10 protein-coding genes are annotated in these 14,706 nt (G+C 70.8%); 8 read left to right on the plus strand and 2 right to left on the minus strand.

Annotated features, from left to right (window positions below; translation table 11 throughout):
• The first annotated feature begins 7 nt into the window (after positions 1-7).
• The 8 genes from TCUR_RS02195 (at position 8) to TCUR_RS02230 (ending at position 10,082) form a co-directional block, all read left to right on the plus strand.
• Complete coding sequence (locus tag TCUR_RS02195; protein ID WP_012850832.1) at positions 8-1,612, plus strand: thiamine pyrophosphate-binding protein; 1,605 nt, start codon at positions 8-10, stop codon at positions 1,610-1,612.
• A complete protein-coding gene (locus TCUR_RS02200; protein WP_012850833.1) occupies positions 1,609-2,574 on the plus strand; it encodes a C-terminal binding protein in 966 nt (321 codons plus the stop codon). Before TCUR_RS02195 ends, TCUR_RS02200 begins: the two co-directional genes overlap by 4 nt.
• A gap of 85 nt (positions 2,575-2,659) precedes the next feature.
• A complete protein-coding gene (locus TCUR_RS02205; protein WP_012850834.1) occupies positions 2,660-3,283 on the plus strand; it encodes a TetR/AcrR family transcriptional regulator in 624 nt (207 codons plus the stop codon).
• 132 nt (positions 3,284-3,415) lie between these two features.
• Complete coding sequence (locus TCUR_RS02210) at positions 3,416-4,579, plus strand: acyl-CoA dehydrogenase family protein (RefSeq protein ID WP_012850835.1); 1,164 nt, start codon at positions 3,416-3,418, stop codon at positions 4,577-4,579.
• 11 nt (positions 4,580-4,590) lie between these two features.
• Positions 4,591-6,663 carry an acetate--CoA ligase family protein gene (locus tag TCUR_RS02215; protein WP_012850836.1) on the plus strand — a complete coding sequence of 691 codons (2,073 nt, stop codon included), beginning with the start codon at positions 4,591-4,593 and terminating at the stop codon, positions 6,661-6,663.
• A gap of 223 nt (positions 6,664-6,886) precedes the next feature.
• A complete protein-coding gene (locus TCUR_RS02220; RefSeq protein WP_012850837.1) occupies positions 6,887-7,696 on the plus strand; it encodes an SDR family oxidoreductase in 810 nt (269 codons plus the stop codon).
• Positions 7,693-9,144, plus strand: coding sequence for an aldehyde dehydrogenase family protein (locus tag TCUR_RS02225; RefSeq protein ID WP_012850838.1), 1,452 nt, complete (start codon positions 7,693-7,695; stop codon positions 9,142-9,144). The genes TCUR_RS02220 and TCUR_RS02225 overlap by 4 nt, the downstream gene beginning before the upstream one ends.
• Positions 9,141-10,082 carry a DMT family transporter gene (locus tag TCUR_RS02230; RefSeq protein ID WP_012850839.1) on the plus strand — a complete coding sequence of 314 codons (942 nt, stop codon included), beginning with the start codon at positions 9,141-9,143 and terminating at the stop codon, positions 10,080-10,082. Before TCUR_RS02225 ends, TCUR_RS02230 begins: the two co-directional genes overlap by 4 nt.
• Before the next feature lie 931 nt (positions 10,083-11,013).
• On the opposite strand, the gene TCUR_RS02235 is transcribed toward TCUR_RS02230, so the two are convergent.
• Both TCUR_RS02235 and TCUR_RS02240 read right to left on the minus strand, forming a co-directional pair.
• Positions 11,014-13,836: a tetratricopeptide repeat protein gene (locus TCUR_RS02235; protein WP_148232897.1), complete on the minus strand. Its 2,823-nt coding sequence runs from the start codon at positions 13,834-13,836 to the stop codon at positions 11,014-11,016.
• 152 nt (positions 13,837-13,988) lie between these two features.
• Positions 13,989-14,429: a hypothetical protein gene (locus tag TCUR_RS02240; RefSeq protein WP_012850841.1), complete on the minus strand. Its 441-nt coding sequence runs from the start codon at positions 14,427-14,429 to the stop codon at positions 13,989-13,991.
• Positions 14,430-14,706: the final 277 nt, after the last annotated feature.

Here is a 14,706-nt window from a genome sequence, read left to right on the forward strand (position 1 = left end):
AAGCGGCATGGCGACGATGACGGGCGGCGAGGCGCTGATCGCGGCACTGGCCGCCCACGGCGTGGACACGATCTTCGGGATTCCCGGCACGCACAACCTCTCGGCCTACGCGGCCATGAAGCGGCACGGGATCCGGCACATCTCCCCGCGGCACGAGCAGGGCGCCGGGTACGCCGCCGACGGGTACGCCCGCTCCTCCGGGCGGCCGGGCGTCTGCCTGACCACCACCGGCCCGGCGATCCTGAACGCGGCCTCGGCCGCGCTGCAGGCCTACTCGGACTCGGTGCCGGTCCTGTTCGTCTCCCCGGGCATGCCGCTGCGTCACCCCGGCCGGGGCAACGGCCTGCTCCATGAGGTCAAGGACCAAAGCGGAGCCATGGCCGCGATCCTCGGCCGAAGCCACCGGGTGACCAGCGTGGCGGAGATCCCGCTCGCGGTGGCGCAGGCGTGGACCGACCTGACCGGCGGCCGGCCCCGCCCCGTCCACCTGGAGATCCCGCTCGACCTGCTGGAGGAGCGGGCGGAGGTGACCGTGGTCGATCCCGTCCCGGCCACCACGTGCACCCCCGCGCCGGAGTCGGTCACCGCCGGCGCGGCGGCCTGCGCCGGTGCCCGCCGCCCGGTGCTCGTGGTCGGCGGGGGAGCCAGGCGGGCCGGCGCGGAGGTGATCGCCCTGGCGGAGGCCGTGGGCGCCCCGATCCTCGCCACCTCCAACGGCAAGGGGATCGTCCCCGAGGACCACCCGCTCTTCGTGGGCGCGGGGCTGCAGCACCGCTGCGTCCTGGACCTGATGGACGACAGCGACCTGGTCATCGCGGTGGGCACCGAGTTCGCCCCCTCCGACTGGTGGATCGGGCTGCCCGACCTGTCCGGCAAGGTGCTGCGCATCGACGTCGACCCCGCGGGGATCGTCACCAACGTCGTCCCGGCGGTGCCGGTGGTGGGGGACGCCGCGGTCGCGCTGCGCGCCCTGCGCGCGGAACTGGACCGCCCGGCCCCGGCCGGGGCGGCGCAGCGGGCCGCGCAGTGGCGGGACCGGCACCGGCAGGCCGCCCGCGCCGAGGGCGAGCCCTGGCTGCCGATCGTCTCCGCGATCGCCGAGGCGCTGCCCCGCGACGCGATCGTGGCCGCCGACAGCGCCATGGCCTGTTATTACGGCGCGCTGTCGAACCTGCCGCTGCACCGGCCGGGCGCCTTCCTCTACCCGACCGGGGCCGGCACGCTCGGGTTCGGCCTGCCGGCGGGCATCGGCGCCAAGATCGCCGACCCGGACGCCGCGGTGCTCGTCCTGCAGGGCGACGGCGGCACCATGTTCACCGTCGCCGAGCTGGCCGCCGCGGCCGAGCTGGGCATCGCGCTGCCGGTCGTCGTCGTCGACAACGGCGGCTACGGCGAGATCCGCAACGAGATGGCGGACCGGGGCGAACCGGTCCACGCCGTGGCGCTGGGCCGCCCCGACTTCCCCGCGCTCGCCCGGTCGCTGGGCTGCCATGGCGTCCGGGCCGCCGACCCCGCCGAGCTGACCGGGGCGGTCAAGGCCGCCCTGGAGGCGGACCGGCCCACGCTGATCCACGTCCGTGAGGAAAGCCGCGCCGCCAGGGGCATGGCATGAGGAAACCCGTCGCGGTCTACACCGACGTGGTGGACACCGACCCGGCCCCCGGGGTGAAACTGCTGGAGGAGGCCGGGTTCACGGTGCGGTTCGCCGCCTCCGCGGCGCCCGCCGACATCGTGGCCGCCGCCGCGGACGCCGACGCGCTCCTGCTCGGCTACGCCGAGATCGACCGGCCGCTCCTGGAGGCCCTGCCGGCGGTGCGCATCGTCGCCACGCAGTCGGTGGGCTATGACATGGTCGACCTGGACGCCTGCCGGGAGCGCGGCATCTGGGTCACCAACGTTCCCGGCGCCGCGACCGAGGAGGTCGCCTCCCACGCGCTGGCCATGACGCTCGCGCTCCTGCGGGGACTGCCCTACCTGGATCGCGACGTCCGGGCCGGGATATGGGACGGCACCCGGCACGATCTGCGGCGGCTTTCGGAGGTGACCGTCGGCGTCGTCGGGCTCGGCCGCATCGGGCGGCGCTATGCGGAGTACGTCCGCCCGCTCGTCGGCCGTATCGTCGGCTACGACCCCGCCGTCACCGCCATGCACGGCGTCCAGTGGCTGGCCCTGGACGAGCTGCTGGCCTGCAGCGACGTCGTGAGCCTGCACCTGCCGCTCACTGCGGAGACCCGGGGGCTGCTGGATGCGCGGCGGCTCGGTCTGATGCGCGAGGGCGCGTCGCTGGTGAACGTGTCGCGCGCCGGTCTCATCGACCACCGTGCGCTTGTGCGGTGCCTGGACGAGGGACGCCTGTCGGGTGCGGCGCTCGACGTGCTGCCGCAGGAGCCCCCGGAGCCCGGCGACCCGATCCTCGCCCATCCCCGGGTGCTCCTCACGCCGCACGCCGCCTACCTGTCGGCGGCCAGCAGCCGCGATTACGTCCTCCAGCAGGCCGAGAACGTCGTTCTTTGGCATGCCCGGGGCAGGCCCGTCTCCGTCGTCGTGGAGGGACGTCCGATGGCACCGAGATGATCTTCGCGCCGAATGCCGGCCGGCGCTGGACCGAGCCGTGATCGTCTGACAACCTGACCCATACAGCCACACGAGGTGAGAACGGATGCCACGCCCGAGCGTTGAAGCCGAGCGCCGCGAGCAGATTCTCAAAGCGGCGTGCAGGGTCATCAGTGAAAAGGGCTACAAGGCGCTGCGTGTGACTGATGTGGCCAGGTACGCCAAGCTCAGCGCCGCACTGGTCCACTACTACTTCGAGACCAAGCGCGACCTGGTGCACGCCGCGTTCGAGTGGAACTTCTCCCGCTCGCTGGAGCGGCGCAAGTCGATACTGGACCGGCACTCCAACGCCCGGGACCGGCTGCGCGCCTTCATCGACTCCTATCTGCCGCGCGATGAGGAGACCGAGGCCGCCTGGCGGGTGTGGGCCGAAACGTGGGTGGAGGCCCTGCACGACCCCGACCTGCGCAAGCTGAACGAGCGGATCTACGGCGAGTGGCGGAGCATCATCACCGAGATCATCCGCCTCGGCCAGGCAGAAGGGCTGATCGTGCCGGGAGATCCGGTGCTGCTGGCCAACGTGCTGGTCAGCACGATCGACGGGCTGGCGATCCAGGCCCTGGTCGGCTCGGAGCACATGACGATCGCCCGCATGCAAAGCGTCTGCGACCACTTGGTGAAGACGATGTCCGTGCAGTCCGCCGAGCCGGTTCAGGCCGCCCTCGGCTGATCGCGCCCCCTGACCGGGGCACCCGCGCGGACCTGCGGCGATTCCCCTCTTGACAGCGCACCGAGCGCTGTCCCACGATCATCAAAACATAACTGACGGATCAGTCAAATATTCGGAGCAGGAGCCCCTTCCGTGTTCTACGAGCTCACCGACGGGATCGAACTGACCGACGAGCAGCGCGAGTTCGTCGCCCTCGCCCGCGACTTCGCCCGCAACGAGATCCGCCCCCGCGCGCGCGAGGTCGACGAGGCCGACACCGAGGCGCCCATGGACCTGTGGTACAAGGCCGCCGAGGTCGGGCTGACCTCCTACATGCTGCCCGCCGAGTACGGCGGCGGCGGCGTGACCGACCTGGTCACCCAGTGCCTGGTCCAAGAAGAGCTGTGCCACGGCGACATCGGCATCGCCAACTTCCTCACCTCCAGCTCCTTCTTCGCCGACCCGATCCTGGAGCTGGGCACCGAGGAGCAGAAGAAGAAGTGGATCACCCCGCTCACCGGCTCTGAACCCCCCGTCACCAGCGTCGCCGTCACCGAGCCGGGCGTGGGCTCGGACGCGGCCGGCCTGCAGACCCGCGCCGTCCGCGACGGCGACCACTACGTCCTCAACGGGGTGAAGACCTGGATCTCCAACGCCCCGCTGTCGCAGTACTTCGTGGTGTTCGCCACCGTCGACCCCAGCAAGCGCGCCCGCGGGGTCACCGCCTTCCTCGTCGAACGCGACCGCGAGGGCGTCACCGTCGGCGCCCCCATGAAGAAGTACGGCCAGCGCGGCACCCTCAACGCCGAGGTCTTCCTGGAGAACGTCCGCGTCCCCGTGGAAAACCGGCTCGGCGAAGAAGGCAAGGGCTTCTACGGCCTGATGCGCACCTTCGACGCCTCCCGCATCCTCATCGGCGCCGCCGCCACCGGCCTGTCCCGGGCGATCCTGGAGGACGCCGTCCAGTACGCCAAGGAACGCACCCAGTTCGGCAAGCCGATCATCGAGCACCAGGCGGTGGCCTTCCGGCTGGCCGACATGGCCGCCAAGACCGACATCTCCCACCTGGTCACCATGCGGGCCGCCCGGCTGTTCGACGCCGGCAAGCCGGTCACCGCCGCCTCCGCCATCGCCAAGGTCGTCGCCTCGGAGAACACCACCTGGGTGGCCAACGCCGGGCTGCTCACCCACGGCGGCTGGGGCTACTCGCGGGAGTTCATGGTCGAAAAGTGGCTGCGGGACGCCAAGCTCGAAGAGCTCGAGGAAGGCACCTCCGACATCCAGCGCCTCATCATCTCCCGGTCCCTGGCGAAGTGAGCGGAGCCCCCGTGTCCCTGTCGGTCTTCTCCGACCCGGCATCCGTCGCCGTCGTCGGCGCCTCGGCCGATCCCGCCAAATGGGGCTACTGGATCGCCCGCGGCGCCCTGCGCGGCGCCCACCGCCGGGAAGTGCACCTGGTCAACGCCAAAGGCGCGGTCATCGAGGGCGTCCAGTCGGCGCGGTCGCTGTCGGAACTGCCCTCGGCGCCGGAACTGGTGGTGCTGACCGCCCCCGCCCGCACGATCCCCGCCGTGATCGACGAGGCCCTGGCCCTCGGCGTCAAGGGCTTTCTGGGGATCACCGCCCACATCGACGCCGCCAACGGCGAAGCGGGCCTGGAACGGCGGCTGGCCGAACGCATCCGGCGGGCCGGCGCCCGCATCGTCGGCCCCAACTGCCTGGGCCTGTACGACGCCGGCAGCGAGCTGGAGCTGGCCTGGGGCACCTTCGTCCCCGGCAGCATCGCGATCGTCTCCCAGTCCGGCCAGCTCGGGCTGGAGCTCGCCGGGCTCGCCGCCCACGCCGGGCTGGGGGTCTCCCGCTTCGTCTCCATCGGCAACCAGGTCGACGTCACCGCGGCCGAGCTGCTGGAAGACCTGATCTCCCACGAGACGACCCGCACGGTCGTGCTCTACCTGGAGAACTTCGGCGCCGGCCGGGAGCTGGCGGCGGTCATGGCGCGGCTGCGGCAGGCGGGCAAGCACGTCATCGTGCTCACCGTCGGCGCCAGCGACGCCGGCCGGGCCGCGGCCCGCTCCCACACCGGCGCCATGACCGCCGCCACCGACGTGGTCGCCGCGGCCTGCCGGGCCGCCGGCGCGGCCTTCGTGGAGACCCCCGCCCAGGCGATCGACCTGGCGCACCTGCTCATCGACGGCCCGCTGCCGGCCGGCGACCGGGTCGCGATCGTCAGCGACAGCGGCGGCCAGGGCGCCATCGCCGCCGACACCCTCAGCCGCCACCGCCTCACCGTGCCGGCCCTCTCCGAAGGCACCCGGGCCGCCGTCGCCGCCCTGCTGCCGGAGGGCGCCGGGACGGCCAACCCCATCGACCTGGCCGGGGCCGGGGAACAGGACCTGGCCACCTACGCCCGCCTGGTGGACGTGCTGCTGGGCAGCGGCGAGGTCGACACGGTGGTGCTGTCGGGCTACTTCGGCTGCTACGGCGCCGACACCCCGTCCCTGGTGGACCGGGAACTGCAGGTGGCCGACGCCATCGCCGCCTCCGCCGCCCGGCACGGCCGCCCGGTGATCGTCCACAGCATGAGCCACGACTCCCAGGCGGTGCGGCGGCTCCGCTCCCGCGCCGTCCCCACCCTGTTCACCATCGACGCGGTGGCCAGGTCACTGGGGATCGCGGCCGAGTTGGCGCGCTCGGCGCCGGCGGACCCCGCCCGCCTGGCCGCCCCCGCCGCCCCGCTCGGCGACACCGGCAAGGCCCTGCCCTACCTGGCGGGACGGGACCTGCTCGCCAAGGCGGGCCTGAGCTACCCGCGCGCCATCGCGGTCTGGACCCCCGAGGAGGCCGGCACCGTGGCGCGCTCCATGACCGGGCCCTTCGTCCTCAAAGCCGGGTGGCTGGAGCACAAGACCGAACTCGGCGGCGTGGCCGTCGGGCTGCCCGACGCCGACGCCGTCCGCGCCGCCCTCGCCGACATGATCTCCCGGCTGGGGGAGGGCGACTACGTCCTGGAGGAGATGGACACCCGCACCGGCGCCGTGGAGCTCATCGTCGGCGCCCGGCGGGATCCGGCCTTCGGACCGGTCGTCCTGGTCGGCCTGGGCGGGGTCACGGCCGAGCTGTACCGGGACGTGGCGCTCGCCCTCGCCCCGGTGGACGTGGCCGAGGCCCGCCGCCTGCTGGAATCGCTCGCCGGGCTGCCGCTGCTCACCGGGTTCCGCGGCCGCCCGGCCGTCGACGTGGACGCGGTCGCCGAGAGCGTGGTGGCCGTGTCCCGCCTCATCGCCGAGGACGGTCGCGTCCTGGAGTGTGAGGTCAACCCGCTGCGGGTCGGTCCCGACGGGGCGATCGCCGTCGACGCCCTCGTCGTGGCCGCCGCAGGGGACCAACCCGATTGGTGAACCCCTTTCCATCACCTGGTCCCGGGGGCCGGGGCGGGCGCGTCGCGACGGCATCGAACGCCGCCGGCCCCCGGGACCGCCCGGTGAGCCCTCCTGGAAGCGGCCTTGTCAGACCCCGGGGCCGGGGCCGGCCACGTCCCCGGGCCGGTCCAGCGGCCCCGGCCCCGGCCCCACCTCGCGTGAACAGGCGTGCCGAAACGGCACGGTAAGGAGACATCAACCCATGACCGAGAAATCTCCGCTCGCGGAGTTCGACGGGCGGCTCGCCATCGTCACCGGCGGCGGATCGGGCATCGGCCGCGCCATCGCGCTGCGCTATGCCGCCGGGGGAGGCGACATCGTCGTCATCGGACGGCGGCCCGAACCCCTGGAGGAGACCGCCCGCATGGCCGAGCGCTTCGGCGTGAGGGCCTCCGTCATCCCCTGCGACGTGCGCGACGCCGACGCCCTCACCGAGGCGATCGACGGCGTGGCGGCCGAGCACGGCCGCATCGACGCGCTGGTGAACAACGCCGCCGGCAACTTCGTCTGCCCCGCCGAGAACCTCTCGCCCGGCGGCTGGCGCGCCGTGGTCGACATCGTCCTCAACGGCACCTTCTACGCCACCCGCGCCGCCGCCCGCCACATGCTCGCGTCTGGGGGCGGCGCCATCCTCAACGTCATCGCGAGCTACGCCTGGCACGGGCACCCCGGAACCGTCCACAGCGCCGCGGCCAAGGGCGGCGTCCTCGCCATGACCCGCACCCTCGCCTCCGAATGGGGCGGCCGCGGCATCCGCGTCAACTGCATCTCCCCGGGCCCCACCGAGACGGAGGGCGCCGGGGCCGCGCTGTGGCCGACCGACGAAGACCGGCGCCGCGTGCTCGCCAGCGTCCCGGCGAACCGGTTCACCACCCCTAAGGAGGTGGCCGAATCGGCGGCGTTCCTGCTCGACCCGCAGCGCGCCGCCTACATCAACGGCGCCGTGCTCTCGGTGGACGGCGGCCAGTGGCTCGGCAAGGTCATCTACTCCGACTCCTCGGCACGTTCATGAGCGACCCGAAGACAGCCGGCGGCCTTCGCCCCGAGTGGGCGCGCTCGCAGGTGTACATCGGCGGCCGGTGGCGCGAACCGGCCGCCGGGCGGATCACGCCGGTCGAGAACCCGGCGACCGAAACGGTGATCGGGACCGCCGCGGACGCCGACGCCGCGGACGTCCAGACCGCGGTGTCCGCGGCGGCGGCCGCCTTCCCCGCCTGGTCGAGCCTGCCGCCGGCCGGGCGGCTGGAGGCGCTGGAGCGGTTCCACGCCGCCTTGGAACGCCGCCGGCACCTGCTGGTGGAGACCACGGTCGCCGAGGTCGGCGCGCCGGTGCGGGTGGCGCGGGAGGCGCACGTGGACACCGGGCTGGCCGTGCTGCGCGCCTACCTGGACGCCGCCGCGGAGGTGGCCTGGGAGGAGCGGGTCGGCAACTCCCTGGTGGTGCGCGAGGGCATCGGCGTCGCCGCCTGCATCACCCCGTGGAACTACCCCTTCTACCAGGTCCTCGCCAAGATCGGCGGGGCGCTGGCGGCCGGTGCCGCGGTGGTGCTCAAACCGGCCGAGCTGACGCCGCTGTCGGCGTACCTGATCGCCGATGCCGCCGACGAGGCGGGCCTGCCCCCGGGGGTGTTCAATCTCGTTCCCGGGACGGGACCGATCGTGGGGGAGGCGCTGGTGGCCCACCCGGCCGTCGACGCGGTGTCCTTCACCGGGTCCACCCGGGTCGGCTCCCACGTCGCGGCCCTTGCCGCCGCCACCGTCAAACGCGTCAGCCTGGAGCTGGGCGGCAAGTCCGCCAGCATCATCCTCCCCGGCGCCGACCTCGAACCGGCCGTCCGGGCGTCCGTCGAGGCGGCCATGCTCAACTCCGGCCAGACCTGCACGGCGTGGACCCGGCTCCTGGTGCCGCGCGCCGCCTTCGAAGCGGCGCTCCGGCTCGCCGCGGCGCGCGCCGAAGAGTTCACGGTCGGCGACCCGACCCGGCCCGAGACGGACCTCGGCCCTCTCGTCTCCGCGGCCCAGCGCCGCACCGTCACCGGGTTCATCGAACGGGCCGCCGCCGGCGGCGCCCGCATCGTCACCGGGGGCCCGCAGCGCCCCGCGGGCCTTGTACGCGGCCACTACGTGCAGCCGACCGTCGTCACCGACGTCGCCCCCGACGCCGAGATCGTCCAAGAGGAGGTGTTCGGCCCCGTCCTGACCGTCCAGTCCTATGAGGACGTCGACGAGGCGATCACCCTCGCCAACGGCACCCCCTACGGCCTGGCCGGCGCGGTATGGGGAGACCGGGACGCGGCCGTGGCGGTCGCCCGCCGCCTGCGCACCGGCCAGGTCGACATCAACGGCGGCGCCTTCAACCCGGCCGCCCCCTTCGGCGGCTACCGGCGTTCCGGAAACGGCCGCGAACTGGGACGGTGGGGGATCGAAGAGTTCCTGGAGACCAAGGCCCTGCAACTGTGACGCCGATACCCGCCCGACACGACCTCCGCGGGGCGCTGGCCATCGGCGCGCTCGTGGCCATCACCGCGATATGGGGCTCCACCTTCCCCATCTCCAAGGACCTGCTCACCCGCCTGCCGGTCCCGGACTTTCTGGCGCTGCGGTTCCTAACGGCCGCACTGGTCGTCGGTCTCGTCCGCCCACGGGCGCTGCCGCGCGCCGGATGGCGGGTGATCGGCGTGGGCGCCGCGCTGGGGCTGCTGTACTTCATCGGCCAGTACCTGCAGTTCGTCGGCCTGCAGCACACCGCCCCCACGGTGTCGGCGTTCGTGGTGTCGATGTACGTGGTGTTCACGCCTCTGCTGGCCGCCCTGCTCACCCGGAAACCACCCTCACGGCGCACCGTCGTCGCCACGCTCCTCGCGACCACGGGCGTCGCCGCCATGTCCCTGCGGGGCTTGGCCTTCGGCTGGGGCGAGATGCTCACCCTTTTCGCCGCCTCGCTGTATGCCGCCCACATCCTCGCCCTGGAACGCTGGTCACGAGCCCAGATCGCCTACACCCTCACCGTGGTCCAACTGGGCACCATGGGCCTGGCCTTCCTGGCCGTCGCCTCCATCGACGGCTTGCAACTACCGGCGACCCGGGACGTCCCGGTCTTCCTTTACCTGGCACTCCTGGCCGGCGGCCTCGCCCTGCTCGGCCAGACCTGGGCCCAGGCCCACCTGCCGGCCCCAACGGTCTCGATCACTTTGGTCCTCGAACCGGTATGGGCCGGCATCATCAGCGTCCTTTTCTTCAAGGAACGCCTGGACGCCCGGATCATCATCGGCGCAGCCCTCATCCTCTGCGCCCTGCTCGTCATCACCGGCCGCGCCCGGAACGCACCTCAAGACGGCCTCCGCCGCCCTCAACGGCGAAAAGTCCCACGGGTGCCGCTCCTCAGACGATCACGCTGACGGCCGGAGCCCTGGTGAGACGCGCGGTGGCACGGCTGGGACGGAACGCGCTGAGTCGCTGTCCGGACGGCGATGCGTTCCCGCACAGAGGGCTCATGTCGGATCACCGGTCTTTCACCGGCGGCGCGGTCCCACCGCTGCCCGGGTGGGCCATTGCGCGCCCCGGCTGCTGGAACGTCTGCACAAAGGCGCTGGCGGGCCGCCGCGGACGCGTTCGTGTCCCGGCTGCAGCTCCCCTGGCCGTGGTGATCGACAGCCTGCGCGCGGAGCAGGCCGGCTTCGCGACCGGTCTGCTCGAACGCGCCGGCCCCGGACTGCACCTGATCATCACCGCCCGCGGGCGCCGCAGCTTGGTGTTTTGGGCGGCGAAGGAACCGCTCTTCCAGCCGGTGCAACTCCCTCCTCGACCAAAGCCTGCACTCCCGGCGCAGGGGCGAGACCATCAACGGCGACGGTTTCAGCCTCGCAGAGAACCTCAAAACACGTCGACTCTCATGACGTGTGGGACACTTCGCCGAGTGCTGGTGCCTGAGTGAGAAGCAGCCGGACGGCAGCGTGTTTTCCGAGTATCGGCGATCCGGCGGCGCTTGCTGAGGAGCGCTTTACCTCACGCGCTGCGTGCACCGCTTGATCGGCCTCGGGAATTGGCCGGCACTCGTGCCTTTGACAGCCGAACGGCTTGCAGGACGCCAAAGCGGAAACACTGTGGCGGGGTCGAACCGCCGATCTTCCGCTTTTCAAAAGTGATGATCCCGCACTCCAGCCACATCAGCCGTGCGCACAGGACTGCCGGGGTGTGCCGCAGGTCGGCGATGGCTGTGTACGTTGCCGTCACCAGCATCCGCGTAATTTGGTGACAAGCCGACCGCGAGCGCAGCGAAGCGAGCACCGGCAGCGGCGCATCCGCCTTGAGCCTCAGCCATCGCGACAGCTAGGCTTTCCGTTTGATGCGTTGGTAAGCCGTGGAGCATTGGTTGGCCTGCTCGGTGAAGCCAATTTCTGTGTAGAGCGTTGCGGCGGATTGGTAGGCCTGGGCTGCGGTCTGGGGCTGCCCCTGGCCTTCGGCCAGTAGCGCAAGTCCCAGATGGGCGTTGGCTTGGCCGAGTCGGTCGTCGATGTCCTGGTAGATCTGTAGAGCTTGGTGGTGGTAGTCGGCCGCTCGCCCATACTCGTTCTGCGATTGGGCGGTAATTCCTAGGCCTTGGAGGGCGTTGGCTTGGCCGCCTCGGTTGCCGATGTCCTGGTAGATCTGTAGAGCTTGGTGGTGGTAGTCGGCCGCTCGCCCATACTCGTTCTGCAATCGGGCGGTAATTCCTAGGCTGTGGAGGGCGTTGGCTTGGCCGCGTCGGTCGCCGATGTCCTGGTAGATCTGTAGAGCCCGGCCATAGTAGTTGGCCGCTCGCCCATACTCGTCCTGCAATCGGGCGATATCCCCTAGGCCTTGGAGGGCGTCGGCTTGGCCGCGTCGGTCGCCGATGTCCTGGTAGATCTGTAGAGCCCGGCCATAGTAGTTGGCCGCTCGCCCATACTCGTCCTGCAATCGGGCGATATCCCCTAGGCCTTGGAGGGCGTCGGCTTGGCCGCCTCGGTTGCCGATGTCCTGGTAGATCTGTAGAGCCCGGCCATAGTAGTTGGCCGCTCGCCCATACTCGTCCTGCAATCGGGTGGTTTCCCCCAAGCCCTGGAGGGCGTCGGCTTGGCCGCCTCGGTTGCCGATGTCCTGGTAGATCTGTAGAGCCCGGCCATAGTAGTTGGCCGCTCGCCCATACTCGTCCTGCAATCGGGCGATATCCCCTAGGCCTTGGAGGGCGTCGGCTTGGCCGCCTCGGTCGCCGATGTCCTGGTAGATCTGTAGAGCCCGGCCATAGTAGTTGGCCGCTCGCCCATACTCGTCCTGCAATCGGGTGGTTTCCCCCAAGCCCTGGAGGGCGTCGGCTTGGCCGCCTCGGTTGCCGATGTCCTGGTAGATCTGTAGAGCTTGGTGGTGGTAGTCGGCCGCTCGCCCATACTCGTTCTGCAATTGGGCGGTAATTCCTAGGCTGTGGAGTGCGTTGGCTTGGCCGAGTCGGTCGTCGATGTCCTGGTAGATCTGTAGAGCTTGGTGGTGGTAGTCGGCCGCTCGCCCATACTCGTTCTGCAATCGGGCGGTAATTCCTAGGCTGTGGAGGGCGTCGGCTTGGCCGAGTCGGTCGTCGATGTCCTGGTAGATCTGTAGAGCTTGGTGGTGGTAGTCGGCCGCTCGCCCATACTCGTCCTGCAATTGGGCGGTAATTCCTAGGCTGTGGAGTGCGTTGGCTTGGCCGCGTCGGTTGCCGATGTCCTGGTAGATCTGTAGAGCTTGGTGGTGGTAGTCGGCCGCTCGCCCATACTCGTTCTGCAATCGGGCGGTAATTCCTAGGCCTTGGAGTGCGTCGGCTTGGCCGCGCTGGTCGCCGGTGGTTTGGGCTGTGGTGTGCAGGGCGGTGTAGAGACCGGCGGCTTGCTCGTACCTGTCATCCAGTCTCAGCCAGCGGGCGACGTGGTGGGCGAGGGTGGGGGCTTGGGACCAGTGGTCGGTGAGGGCGGTATAAGCGGCGGTGGTGAGTTCACCGGTGGCGGCACTCAGCCAGGTGCGGGCTTGGGTGGGAGTGGCGAAGGCGTTGCCTGTGTGGTTGGTGCTCTTGGTGGTGAGAGTGCTGATGGCGGTGTCGGTTGTGGCGGTCAAGTGCTGGTAGAGCCGGTGACGAGCCTGCCGCACCCCAGGGTCATCAGCGCTGTAACCGGTGTGGTGGCGGGCATAGCCAAGGAACAAGTCATGAAAGGTGTAGCGGCCATGAGGCAGACCGATGAGCATATTGCGCTGCAGCAACTCAGCCAGGCGTACCGCTGCTAGCGGGCGCGGTTTGGCGGTGAGCGCGGCCAGGGAGCCGGCGTCAAAGTCCGGTCCTGGATGCCAGGCACAAGCCCCAAGCACCTCCCGCAGCGCGGGGGAGAGGGCTTGGTAGGAGACGGTGAAGGCGGTACGGGCGGCCCGATCGGCCTCGTCCAAATAGTGCAGGGGGTGGTCGGCTGCGCGCATCACCTCAATCAACTCCGCAGCGCTCAGCCGGGCCAGCAGCGCTCCCACCGGCCGCAACGCCAGCGGCAGATACCCGCACAACCGGGCCAGCTCAGCCAACTCCTCACCGGTAGCGCGTATCTCCGCTCGGGACCGGCCAGCCGCTTCCACCAGCAGCGCCGCCGCATCTTGTGGGGGCAGGGTGTCCACCCGGATACGAGCGGCAGCATCCAGCTCGGTGAGCTGGTTGCGGCTGGTCACCACCACCAAACACCCCCCGGCCGCCCCCACTCCCGGCAGCAGCGGCTGAACCTGGGCGGCATCCCGGGCGTTGTCCAAGATCAGCAACACGCGGCGGGAGGCCAGCCAGCTCCGCCACAACCCCACCTTGGCCTGAGGGTGGGCGGGGATGTCGGCCGGATCAAACCCCACCTGGGCCAGCAGCTCACCCAGCACCTCACCCGGATCCCGCGGCTCGTGCCCAGGGGTGAAGCCGAACAGATCGACCTCGATCCGCCCATCGGGATAATCGGCGGCGACCTCGGCCGCCAACGCGCGAGCCAACGCGGTCTTACCAGCCCCGCCCATCCCATGCACGGCCGAGAGCACCACCGGCCGCCCGGCTGCTTGCGCCTGCCGGCGGGCTTGGCGCAACCGGTCCAGCTCCTCCTCCCGGCCCACCCAAATGGCCGGTGGCGGCACCAGCGTGTCCGCCACCACCTCAGGCCTGACAGCCCGGACTCTGGACTCGCCACCGACGTAGAAGTGATTGTGCTGGATCCCTTGGCCAAGGTTCGCCTGCTGAGCCTGGTCAGACGCCTGCGCCTTGACCCTGCCGCCGGGTGGGGGCGGGGAAGGAGCCTGATCGGTCACTGTGCCTGCGGGGAGCCGAAGGTGTTGTTCTGCACCCCTTGGCCCAGGTTCGCCTGCTGCGCGTGATCGGAAGCCTGAGCGTTGACCTGCACCGCCCCCGCTGCAGCAGCAGGAGCAGCATGCTTGGCCAAGAACGCCACCAACTCCCGCACCTGAGCTTCTGCCTGGGGTGTGTCTTCCAACAGGTCGGCGAACCGGGTCCGCCACGCCTCACCCTGGCGTCGCCGCACCTCCTCGGCCTGCCTCTCTGGGGCCTGGAGCACCTCTCGGCGAGCCCGTTCCAGCCGCTCCTGCTGCCGCTCCTCCTCCCGGGCATCTCCGCGGCCCAGCACTCTGGCCGCCCGGGTGCGGACCTGCTGCCACACATCGGTGGTCATCGCGGTGACCAGTCCCGTGCCCGCCGCCCCCGCCAACGCGGCCAACGCCTCAGTCAGCATTCACCAACACCCCCTGCCACGGAACAGTAAACCCACAGTATTACCTGCGGTGCTCCAGCGGTAAGGCAAAACCACGCATCCTCAAAAACCACTGATAAGGGCAGCGGTGAATGATAGAAATGTATTAACCGATACTCGTCGCAAATGAGCAGGCGAGTGTAGGGGGACCGGCCGGAACAGGCCGCACGTCCGCCGCACCGACCCGCTCACCCGGCGGCCCGCGTCAGCGGGCCGCCCTTGATCATCCGCTTTCGCTCGCTGTGCTTGTGTTGCAAGC

The sequence above is a fragment of the Thermomonospora curvata DSM 43183 genome, from assembly GCF_000024385.1.
GTDB lineage: Bacteria > Actinomycetota > Actinomycetes > Streptosporangiales > Streptosporangiaceae > Thermomonospora > Thermomonospora curvata.